10 protein-coding genes are annotated in these 11,566 nt (G+C 45.7%); 8 read left to right on the top strand and 2 right to left on the bottom strand.

Annotation, left to right across the window (positions count from 1 at the left end; genetic code table 11):
• Positions 1-750 precede the first annotated feature (750 nt).
• The gene (locus tag FFM77_RS13720) at positions 751-1,767 is read left to right on the top strand and encodes a serine hydrolase domain-containing protein (protein WP_223876850.1); all 1,017 of its coding nucleotides are present in this window, start codon (positions 751-753) and stop codon (positions 1,765-1,767) included.
• Between the two features lie 76 nt (positions 1,768-1,843).
• On the top strand, positions 1,844-2,809 hold the full coding sequence (gene manA, locus FFM77_RS13715; RefSeq protein ID WP_137636340.1) for a mannose-6-phosphate isomerase, class I: 966 nt from the start codon (positions 1,844-1,846) through the stop codon (positions 2,807-2,809).
• A 194-nt stretch (positions 2,810-3,003) separates the two neighbouring features.
• Here manA and FFM77_RS13710 read toward each other — a convergent pair whose 3' ends face one another.
• Both FFM77_RS13710 and FFM77_RS13705 read right to left on the bottom strand, forming a co-directional pair.
• The gene (locus FFM77_RS13710; RefSeq protein WP_137636339.1) at positions 3,004-3,729 is read right to left on the bottom strand and encodes a type 1 glutamine amidotransferase; all 726 of its coding nucleotides are present in this window, start codon (positions 3,727-3,729) and stop codon (positions 3,004-3,006) included.
• Positions 3,729-5,075, bottom strand: coding sequence for a Mur ligase family protein (locus FFM77_RS13705; protein ID WP_137636338.1), 1,347 nt, complete (start codon positions 5,073-5,075; stop codon positions 3,729-3,731). Before FFM77_RS13705 ends, FFM77_RS13710 begins: the two co-directional genes overlap by 1 nt.
• 463 nt (positions 5,076-5,538) lie before the next feature.
• Between FFM77_RS13705 and FFM77_RS13700 the strand changes: the two genes are divergently transcribed.
• From FFM77_RS13700 to upp, 6 genes are all read left to right on the top strand, one after another.
• Positions 5,539-6,117: a thymidine kinase gene (locus tag FFM77_RS13700; protein WP_137636337.1), complete on the top strand. Its 579-nt coding sequence runs from the start codon at positions 5,539-5,541 to the stop codon at positions 6,115-6,117.
• Between the two features lie 14 nt (positions 6,118-6,131).
• Positions 6,132-7,214: a peptide chain release factor 1 gene (gene prfA / locus FFM77_RS13695; protein WP_137636336.1), complete on the top strand. Its 1,083-nt coding sequence runs from the start codon at positions 6,132-6,134 to the stop codon at positions 7,212-7,214.
• Positions 7,207-8,061 carry a peptide chain release factor N(5)-glutamine methyltransferase gene (prmC, locus tag FFM77_RS13690; protein WP_137636335.1) on the top strand — a complete coding sequence of 285 codons (855 nt, stop codon included), beginning with the start codon at positions 7,207-7,209 and terminating at the stop codon, positions 8,059-8,061. Before prfA ends, prmC begins: the two co-directional genes overlap by 8 nt.
• A 28-nt stretch (positions 8,062-8,089) precedes the next feature.
• Positions 8,090-9,109: an L-threonylcarbamoyladenylate synthase gene (locus FFM77_RS13685; protein WP_137636334.1), complete on the top strand. Its 1,020-nt coding sequence runs from the start codon at positions 8,090-8,092 to the stop codon at positions 9,107-9,109.
• Between the two features lie 57 nt (positions 9,110-9,166).
• Positions 9,167-10,405, top strand: a complete 1,239-nt coding sequence (glyA, locus tag FFM77_RS13680; protein WP_137636333.1) for a serine hydroxymethyltransferase — start codon at positions 9,167-9,169, stop codon at positions 10,403-10,405.
• 79 nt (positions 10,406-10,484) lie between these two features.
• The gene (gene upp / locus FFM77_RS13675) at positions 10,485-11,114 is read left to right on the top strand and encodes a uracil phosphoribosyltransferase (RefSeq protein ID WP_137628778.1); all 630 of its coding nucleotides are present in this window, start codon (positions 10,485-10,487) and stop codon (positions 11,112-11,114) included.
• Positions 11,115-11,566: the final 452 nt, after the last annotated feature.

Raw genomic sequence — 11,566 nt, 5'->3', positions numbered from 1 at the left:
ACCACTATAAAGTAATAGAGGCATAGGAGCACCCCGTCGGGTAACTTCTATGCCTCTAAGCTTAGTATTTTTGTATTGGTGCAAACATGTTGTTCTTGCAAGCTTTGCTAAAAAGGGTGGTCAGTTATCGTAAAGACGCCTACACTGTAAGTTATTAATTGTTAGCTTTCCGCTCCAGTTGGTCTGGATTGATGCTGGAACGTGGTGGCCACGTTTGTGAGCCAAAGGGCGGTCTCACAAATCGGGCTTTCACTAAGTCGGAAAAATCACCGACTAAGTGAAATTTCACCACTGAGCATCATCCAGCCCGCCTTGCGCTAATTAACGGGTTAATGATCAAGTCGCGTATCGTCAAAGTTAAATTGCTAGTAGACTAAGTGTGTTAGATGTGACTTAAAGACTAACAGGCACTTCGAGGGACATTCTTGACCAAAATTTTTATATACTATTCAACGGAAACGACTGTGAAAAGATGGCTACTAAGTGAAATGATGTCATGGTAGTAACCGGTTGTTTCTAGCATTCAGTAATTGATAAATAGATGTTTATTAACGCCGGGCGGGCCGGAATTGGCTCAGTGGTGTCGTTTGACTTAGTCGGTGACTTTCCGACTTAGTCAAAGCCCGGCTTTTGAGACCGTTCTTTGGCTCAAAAACGTGGCCACCACGTTCCAGCCGATTCTGGCCCAACCAGAGTGGCAAGTTTAATCTAACTAATAAGAGAAGCAAAACAGAATGGGTGAAGATAACGGTGAGTTTTGAACGAACAAAAGCACAAATTCAACAAATGGTTGATCAAAAAATTATTCCGGGTGCCAGCTATGCGGTGATGCATGGTGACCAAATCGAAACAGCTCAAGTGGGCGTTGCACAAGTCCTGCCAACCGTACAGCCACTGTGGCCGCACGCGCTGTATGATCTCGCTTCGGTGACGAAGGTGATTGGGACGACGACGCTAGCGGCGCAATTAATGGCGCATGGTGAGCTGGCCATTAACCGGCCGATTCATGATTATTTACCGGCTTTTGAGAATCGGCAAGCGACCATTTTGAACTTTATGACCCATACGAGTGGGTTGAGCGGGTATATTCCGAATCGGAATGCCTTACCTGCAGCGGACTTGTTGGCGGCGATTCAAAAGCTGCCGGTCAGCCAAGCCAACTTGAATCATCGGGTGGTGTATACGGATTTAGGTTTGATCTTAACTGGGTTAGTGATTGAGAAACTGGTTGGTGAGCCAATTCAAACGGCGATTACCGACCGGATCATCAAGCCACTGGGATTGCCGGACGCCACGTTTACACCAATTAAAGCCCAATGTGTGCCCACGGTGTATTCGCCAACGACCGGGCTACTGCAAGGTGTTGTGCATGATCCGAAAGCCCGCGTGCTCGGTGAACATTGCGGGTCGGCTGGGTTATTTGCCAGCGTGGAAGATCTAGTGATCTTTGCGCAGTTCATGCTTGGTCAAACGTCAGTTCCAGCAGTGTTAGATGAAGCGACGATTGCCAGTTTATACCAAGATTGGACCCCGAATCAGCAGTTGCGACGTAGCTTTGGGTGGAATCTGTGGCATGCGAGTGCGGCCCGACAACCGATTATTTTCCATACGGGCTATACGGGGACGCTCTATATGTTGGATCGTGAAACCCAATCTGCCTTAGTTTTCTTAGCCAATCGGGTGCATCCAACGGCGCCGAATAACGCGTTTTTACCGGCTCGGCGGCGCTTGATTGCGGCCTGGGTTGCGGATACGGTTACATTTTAAGTTAGACTGGTTTCACAACCGCTTTCATTTATGCTAAACTTTAATTATTAAATCAAATAAATGGAGTGTGCGTGCAATGAGTGAACCTTATTTCTTAAAACCCGTTTTTCACGAAAAAATCTGGGGCGGAACTCGTCTCAAGCGTGACTTTGGTTATGAAATTCCTAGTGACCATACTGGTGAATGCTGGGCTATTTCAGCTCATCCTCATGGCCCAGCGACAGTCGAAAATGGCCCTTACGCTGGCATGACCTTGGATAAGGTCTGGGAACAACATCGTGATGTCTTCGGCAATGCGAAAGGCGATGTCTTCCCATTATTGACGAAGATCTTGGATGCTAGTGAAGATTTATCAGTCCAAGTGCATCCTGACGATGCTTACGCCGCTGAACATGAACACGAACTTGGCAAGACGGAATGCTGGTACGTAATTGCGGCGGAACCAGGGGCCACCATGGTTTATGGACATTATGCTAAGACCCGTGAACAATTGGCTGAATGGATTCACAACGGCGAATGGGATAAATTATTCCGGCGGGTACCGGTTAAGCCCGGTGACTTCCTATACGTCCCATCTGGCACTATTCATGCGGTTGGTAAAGGGATTATGGTCTTAGAAACGCAACAAAGTTCCGATACGACTTATCGGTTGTATGATTGGGATCGGGTTGATAAGACGACTGGCAAGAAGCGTGAATTGCACTTACAACAATCCATTGATACCACGATTGTCCCGCATGAAGATCCTAAGTTAGACATTACGAAGACCCAAGTTGGTGATGCGACGGTTACGAAATACGTGCAATCGCCATTCTTTGGTGTTTGGCAATGGCGGTTAACTGACGGCCAAGCGACGTTTAATCGCGGTAAGGCACCTTATACGTTGGTCTCAGTCTTAGATGGGGCCGGGAGTATTACGGTTGATGGTAAGGATTATCCGTTGAAGAAGGGTGTTCATTTTATTTTGCCATTTAATGTTAAACAGTGGACTTTGAAGGGTGATTTACAAATCATCGCTTCCGAACCCGGCGAAAAAGCGTAATTAGTTAAACACCTGAAACTATAATCGAGATTGATATCGGCAACTGACTGATATCAATCTTTTTTTAGTTAAAAGCTGTGGCTATCAGTTTGCTAATAATTACTTCTTTAAAGTCTATAATATTTATTTATAGCTTTTAGGGGTTAACTAAAAAATCACGTCCAGCCATTAAATGAGCTGGACGTGATTTTTAATTAGGGCTTGATCGTGACATTTTTCGTTAAATCTTCGGTTAACTGGTCTAAAGCACTGAAGTCAGCGTCAGGATATTTACGTTGTAAGGCTAACTTTAAGATGCGTTTAGCGAGCGCTTCATTACGCGCCAAGATTGGTCCGTGGAAGTATGAGCCAAAGGTATTCTTATAGATCACGCCTTCTGATTTATCTTGGCCATTATTGCCGTTACCTTGTTCAACGGTGCCTAATGGTCGTTCACCCTTACCAAGGAAAGTTGTCCCGTTATGGTTTTCAAAGCCATAATAGGTTTGACCGGTTTCGGCATTCTTGATCGTGATGTTCCCAATGAACCGGTTATGATCTTGACTAAGGGTGTAGTGATCTAAAGCGCCGATGCCAGGAATCTTTTCACCTTGAGCACCAATATAGTAGTGACCAAGCATTTGAAAACCACCACAGATGGCTAAGAATGGCCCATCATTTTCGATGTAGCTCGTTAAAGCGGCCTTTTTTGTTTGCAAATCTTTCGAGACAATCGTTTGTTCATAATCTTGTCCACCGCCGAATAACACGAAATCGTATTTGTCGGGGTCGAATGGATCATCCAAACTAATCAGTTCAGTCTTAATTTCGGCGTCGACTGCCTTAGCATAGTACCCCATCGCTAAGATGTTGCCGATATCGCCGTAAGTGTTCATTAAGTCGCCGTATAGATGGGCGGCGTTTAACGTGTAAGTTGCCATTAAGCCATCCCTCCATCAATAATGCCTTGACTGGCCAATTGTTTACGTAACTGCAACATCGCGGTATAAGTGGCAACCACGTAAACTTGCTTCGTCGGTAATTTTTGAATCTCAGCGGTCATGTTCGTTAGATCAGGCACGATCGTTAAGTTGTCAGTGGGGACGCCCGCGACTTTCAAACGGAATGTGATATCGCGGTAGCGTTCACCGCCACTAATATAAGCAGGGACGTTCAACTTCGGTAATGCTTCAAAGTCACCATCCCAGATCCAACTCGTATCAATCCCGTCGGCGTAGTTCGCGTTCAATAGTGCCGCAAATGAGAACGGCCGGGTATCGGTACCAATCATTTGTAACACCTGGTTGAGGCCAACGGGGTTCTTCACTAGAATCAACGTGACATCTTTGTCGCCGACATGGAAGATTTCTTGACGACCAAAGACTTGTTCGTCATTATCACTTAACGCTTGAGCAATTTGAGCTGGGCGGACATCCATAAAGCGGCCCACCGCATAAGCGGCCAAGGCATTATAGATGTTGTATTGACCACCGATGTTTAAATGCATCGCTTGACCATTGATTTCAAAGTCTGAAGACGTTGGCGTCATGTTAGTCAACGCATTGAGTTTATAAGTTAGTTGTGGTCGTTCAAAGCCGCAATTGGGGCAGAAATACTTGCCCATGTTACTGTATGTGCGATTACGGTAATGCAAAATATGCTGACAACGGGGGCAGAGTAAGCCGTCCGTATTGGCGGGGGCATGTTCGTCACCATCGGCTTGATAGTCAAAGCCATAGTATAAAATTGGATTTGGCAACTCTTTTGAATTGAATAACGGTAGATCACCGTTTGCAATAATCGTCGCTTCTGGTGCCAAGGCCACACCATCCAAAATCTTTTGATAAGTGGTATAGATTTCGCCATAACGATCCATTTGATCCCGGAAGATATTCGTGAAGACAAAAGCTTTCGGGGTGATGTATTTCGTGACCATAATGACATTGGCTTCGTCGACTTCTAACACTGCTAATGGTTTTTGATGCGCCCGTGGTGCCGTTAAGAACGTCGTGACAATCCCTTGCTTCATGTTTGAGCCGCTGGGATTGGTGAGGATGTCTGGGTACTGTGTCCGCAAGACTTTGACGGTTAACGCCGTTGTTAACGTCTTCCCGTTGGTTCCAGTAATGACGATGACGTCATAATTGCGTGCCAAATGTTTTAAAATTGCTGGATCAAGCTTCAATGCTAATTTTCCGGGTAGCGAACTACCGCCGCCACGGAAGGTATGCAAGAACCAATAAGCTGACTTACCGGTCCAAGTTGCCAAAAGACTATTGATTGACATCGATACTGCCCCTTACTTTTTAATTAACTGTGTTTGGTGATCGTTAAGACTTAATTGCCACTCTGGTTGGCCCAGAATCGGCTGGAACGTGGTGGCCACGTTTATGAGCCAAAGTGCGGTCTCATAAGCCGGGCTTTATCTAGGCCGGAAAATCACCGACCAAGATAAACGACACCACTGAGCCAATTCTGGGCCGCCCGGCGTTAATTAACTGGATCGTATTGGTTCTAATAGTTTTAGGACCCAACCGGTAGGCGGCAAGTTAGCAATCACCAAAAGCAGTCTAAACGCGTTCAAGTACTCCCAAGTATTTTATACTGAACGTGGTTAAAAGAAAAGCGATACTGTTGGGTTTAACTCGGTTTTATGAAATCATTAATCAGTTTTCATAACTGAATGCTGAAATTTGGGCTTAAATCGGCTATAATTAATTAGAAATGTGTAAAAAAGGGGACCGAGGAGCTTGGCACAGTTATTTTTTCGATATGGCGCAATGAATAGTGGTAAGTCGATTGAGATTTTAAAAGTCGCCCATAATTATGAGGAACAGCATAAATCAATCATTATTATGACCAGTAGTTTGGATAGCCGCGATGGTGTGGGTGTCGTCAGCAGTCGGATTGGTCTAAAACGCGATGCCGTCACCATTTATGATGACACGAACATTTTAGAGACCGTTAAAAAGATCAATACTGATGCGGCGTGTATCTTGATTGATGAAGCCCAATTCTTAAAGAAACATCATATCTTAGAACTGGCGCATATCGTGGATGACCTGCAGATCCCCGTCATGACGTTTGGGTTAAAGAATGACTTTAAGAATGAATTATTTGAAGGTAGTAAATATCTGTTGTTGTATGCGGATAAGATTGAAGAGATGAAGACGATCTGTTGGTTCTGCCGGAAAAAGGCGATCATGAACTTGCGGTATAACGATGGTCAGCCAGTCTATGAAGGTGACCAAGTTCAAATCGGGGGGAATCAAGCGTACTTCCCAGTTTGTCGTCGTCATTACTTCTGTCCGCCGAAATTAACAAAGTGAGGAATTAAACACGTATGGATAAGTTTTTTGATAAATTACAAGCGGTTGCCGACCGGTATGAAGAACTCGGCGAACTGTTAAGCGATCCTGAAGTTATTGCGGATACGCAACGGTTCTTAAAGCTGTCGAAAGAAGAAGCTAGCATTCGTGACACGGTTGAAAAGTACAAGCAATATAAGGATGTTACTGACCAAATTAAAGAAAATGACGAATTATTGCGTGAAAAGCTCGACGATGAGATGAATGCAATGGTCAAGGACGATTTGAAGAACTTGAACGCCCAAAAAGACCAATTGGAACATGAAATCACCTTATTAATGTTGCCACAAGATCCTAACGATGATAAAAATATCATCATGGAAATCCATGGCGCGGCTGGTGGGGACGAGGCCAGTTTATTTGCCGCTGACTTATTCAACATGTACTCCAAGTATGCGGAACGTCAAGGCTGGAATATTGAAGTCGCTGACCGTAACGAAACCGAAGTCGGGGGCTTTAAAGAAATCGTCTTAATTATTTCCGGGGAAAAAGTTTACTCGAAGCTGAAGTATGAAAGTGGCGCTCACCGAGTTCAACGGGTCCCAGTGACGGAATCGGCTGGCCGGGTTCATACGTCAACAGCAACGGTCGGTATCATGCCTGAAGCCAAGGATGTTGATATCAAGCTTGACCAAAAAGATATCCGGGTCGATGTCTTCCGGTCATCTGGTGCTGGTGGTCAGCATATTAACAAGACTTCTTCCGCGGTGCGGATGACGCATTTGCCAACCGGGATTGTGGTCTCAATGCAAGATCAACGGTCACAACAACAAAACCGGGCCAAAGCGATGGAAATCTTACGGGCACGGGTCTATGATTACTATCAATCACGGGAACAAAACCAATACGATGCTGAACGGAAGTCCGCGGTTGGGACTGGGGATCGTTCCGAACGAATTCGGACGTATAACTTCCCGCAAAACCGGGTGACCGATCATCGAATTGGCTTGACCTTGAATAAGTTAGACCGGGTCATGAACGGTGAATTAGATGAAATCATCGACGCGTTGATTTTAGCCGATCAAACTAAGAAAATCGAGCGCTTAGCCAATGACTAAGTTGCCGAAGCAGCCAACTTACTTTGAAGCCCAGCGATGGGCTTCTTTTTGTCTAACAACGGCTAACCAACCCGCTGATGCCGCACGTTTTTTGTTATTAGGGTTGACGAAATTAGATCAAACGCAGTTATTAGTTCATTATCGTGAGCCATTACCGTCAGCCATTTGGAAAAACTATCAAGCCGCAATTCAACGGGTCGTGGCTGGTGAACCCGCACAGTATGTCTTAGGCCGAGCGCCGTTTTACGGGCTCGACTTACATGTGGATTCGGCCGTTTTGATTCCGCGAGTCGAAACCGAAGAATTAGTCGACTGGATCTTAACCGATTACGCCACATCGCCAGTAACCGTCTTAGACATTGGGACGGGTTCTGGCGCGATTGCGTTAGCCCTACAAGCAGAACGACCAGCATGGCAACTAACTGCCAGTGATATCTCAGCGGCCGCTTTGCAGGTGGCCAAACAAAACGCGCAGGAATTGCAGCTGCCAGTGACATTTTACCAAAGCGATTTGTTCGCGGGATTACCGGCGACGTCGTATGATGTGATTGTCAGCAATCCGCCTTATATTGCCACGAGTGAAACGGCGGTCATGGATGCCAACGTTTTAGATTATGAGCCCAAACAAGCGTTGTTTGCCGATCACCAGGGCTTAGCCATTTATGAACAATTGGCCCAAACCGTGGCAGCCCATTTAGCGCCGCATGGCCGGTTGTATTTGGAATTTGGGTATCACCAAGGTCCCGCGGTTCAACAGTTATTTGAACAAGCGTTACCAACCGCGGAAGTGACCTTGCGTCAAGACATGGCGGGGCACGATCGGATGTTACGCGTGGCCTTACCATAATTGTCAGAAAAGAAGGATTGAGATTAATATGGAAACTAAAGTTTTTAAACCAAGTGCTGTTGATCAAGCCGCTGCTCTGATTGCGGCCGGTCAATTAGTAGCTTTTCCGACCGAAACGGTCTACGGCTTAGGTGCCGATGCAACAAACGTAGCGGCCGTCAAGCAAGTCTATCAAGCCAAGGGGCGGCCAAGCGATAATCCGTTGATTGTTCACGTGGCGGATGTCGCAACGGTAGAACGCTTTGCTAAGCCCTTATCGATTAATGCTAAACGGTTGATTAAAGCCTTTTGGCCAGGCCCATTGACGATGATCTTTAATTTGAAGCCCGATGCGTTGGCCCCTGAAGTTACGGGGGGCTTGACGACCGCGGCCTTTCGTAATCCCGCTAATGCCGCGACGATTGCACTGATTAAAGCAGCTAAAACGCCGATTGTCGGGCCATCAGCGAATACGTCTGGTAAGCCGAGTCCAACGACCGCGCAACATGTCTTACATGATTTGGACGGCAAGATTGCGGGGATTTTAGATGATGGCGCGACCAAAGTCGGGGTGGAATCCACTGTTTTAGACTTATCTGGCGACCAACCGGCGATCTTACGGCCTGGTGCCGTCACTGCGGAAGCCATTGAAGCGGTGATTGATGAACCGGTCTTAACTGAGCAGCATCATGTTGGGGCTACTGAAGTTCCCAAGGCGCCCGGTATGAAGTACAAACACTATGCACCAGATGCCCAAGTATATATTGTCGATCACGTGACCGATTGGCCAGCAGCTTTGACCTGGGCGGCACAACAAAATGTGCCAATGGGCGTGATGGCGACGGACACTGTTTTGAAAGCTAACAAACTACCAGCAAATTGCGAACAATATTCGTTAGGAAATGACGTTCAATCGGCAAGCCGAAACTTGTTTGCCGGACTACGGCACTTCGATACCGAAACTTCAATCAAGGATATTCTGGCTCAAGCCTTTGATAATCAAGGACTTGGCGCAGCTTACATGAATCGGCTAAATAAATCTGCCGGTCAGACACATTTTAGGGTATAATAATGCCAAGTCGGGAAAACCCGAAAGTTGTCACTTGCGAAATGGAGGAGAATATTCATGAATTACCAAGAACAAGATCCAGCAGTTTGGGCTGCAATTAGTAAGGAACAGGCTCGTCAACAACACAACATTGAGTTAATTGCGTCTGAAAACATCGTCTCAAAAGGCGTCCGGGCGGCTCAAGGCAGTGTCCTCACCAATAAATATTCTGAAGGTTATCCAGGTCACCGATTTTACGGTGGTAATGAATTTATCGACCAAGTTGAAACGTTAGCTATTGAACGGGCCAAGGAACTATTTGGTGCCGAATATGCCAATGTGCAACCCCATTCCGGTTCACAAGCCAATGCCGCTGCGTATATGGCGTTGATCCAACCCGGTGATCGCGTCTTAGGGATGTCCCTAGATGCCGGGGGTCATTTAACGCACGGCTCAAGTGTCAACTTTTCAGGCAAACTGTATGATTTCCAAGGGTACGGTTTAAATCCCGAAACAGAAGAATTGGATTATGACGCGATTTTGGCGCAGGCACAAGCCTTCAAGCCGAAGTTAATCGTAGCTGGGGCTTCAGCCTACAGTCGCATTATCGACTTTGCCAAGTTCCGTGAAATCGCTGATGCGGTGGGCGCCTTGTTAATGGTTGATATGGCTCACATTGCCGGGTTAGTTGCTGCTGGGTTGCATCCAAGCCCAGTGCCATACGCAGATGTCGTCACAACGACGACGCATAAGACGTTGCGGGGACCACGTGGCGGCTTGATCTTGGCTAAAGCTGAATATGGTAAGAAGATTAACTCTGCCGTTTTCCCAGGCAATCAAGGTGGCCCATTAGACCATGTGATTGCGGGCAAAGCGATTGCCTTGGGTGAAGACTTACAACCAGAATTTAAAGTTTATGCCCAACAGATTATTAAAAACGCGCAAGCTATGGCTACCGTCTTTAACGAGTCCGACCTAGTCCGGGTCATTTCTGGTGGGACTGATAATCATTTGATGACGCTAGATGTTACTAAATCTGGCTTAAATGGGCGTCAAGTTCAAGATTTATTAGATACGGTTTATATCACGGTCAATAAAGAAGCGATTCCTAATGAAACTTTAGGCGCCTTTAAGACTTCTGGAATTCGGTTAGGAACACCGGCAATTACCACCCGTGGGTTCAATGAAGCTGAAGCCGCCGAAGTTGCCAAATTAATTTTGCAAGCCTTACAAGATCCCGAAAACGCGGGCAATCTCGATGATGTCAAGGCTAAGGCGATGGCCTTAACTGCTAAACATCCGATCGATGTTGACTAACTAATTCGCAAGAGGTCTGGTTTTTTCGCTCCAAGTTAGCTACAATAGAAAGAAATCACTAAGGAGCGTGCAAAGTAACATGGGTAAGTTTGAGGTTTTGAATCATCCGCTCATTCAGCATAAGTTAACCATCATTCGAGAAAAAGAATGTGGGACAAAAGTCTTTCGGGAAATGGTCAATGAAATATCTACGTTAATGGCGTACGAAGTATCACGCGATATGCCATTAAAAGATATTGAAATTGAAACCCCAATTACTAAGACCACGCAAAAGACGTTAGCCGGTAAGAAAGTGGCCATTGTGCCAATCTTACGGGCCGGGCTTGGCATGGTCGATGGTGTCTTAAACATGATTCCAGCTGCTAAAGTTGGGCATGTTGGGATGTACCGTGACGAAAAGACGCTGAAGCCTGTTGAATATTTTGTGAAATTACCAAGTGATATTTCGCAACGGCAATTATTTGTTGTTGACCCAATGTTGGCGACTGGTGGTTCCGCAATTATGGCAATGGACATGTTGAAGAAGCGGGGCGCAAGCAACATTAAGTTCATGTGCTTAGTAGCTGCACCTGAAGGGGTTAAAGCCCTTCAAGAAGCTCACCCAGACATCGACATTTACACGGCCGCATTAGACGACCATTTGAATGAAGATGGCTACATCGTGCCTGGTTTGGGCGATGCTGGCGACCGGTTATTCGGGACAAAGTAAAACGTAACGCTAAATTTAAACGCTGGTTAGCACTGAAGTTGCTGACTGGCGTTTTTTTTTGCGTGATTTAATACTTATTGATAAAAATGCGTTTGAATTTTAGCACGCTTTATAGCTAAAACGCAGACTAAAAGTCATCGTTTAAGCGTTAATCAAGTTTTTCTAAACGACTTGAGACTCAAATTATCGTGGCTTAGTATACGTAGACCGTATACTAGTATGTTAATCTGGTAATTTTCAAAGCTTTAAACTTGTCCTATGATTAATCCATTCGCTCAGAAGTGCTAAACGGCACATCGTTAATTTAGATTGAGGTAAGGGGTTATCATGAATCACAATAAAGAAAAGTTTGGCATTGTTTTACCGATTATTTTATTCCTCGATTTAAAATTGAAGTGCAACACCTGCTCTACTAGACCAGTTCTTTATTCAGACTAGTCAAAAAGGCCATG

The organism is Lactiplantibacillus songbeiensis (assembly GCF_005405125.1).
GTDB lineage: Bacteria > Bacillota > Bacilli > Lactobacillales > Lactobacillaceae > Lactiplantibacillus > Lactiplantibacillus songbeiensis.
The sequence above is the reverse complement of the archived record's forward strand: the minus strand, read 5'-3'. Positions and strand labels throughout refer to the sequence as shown.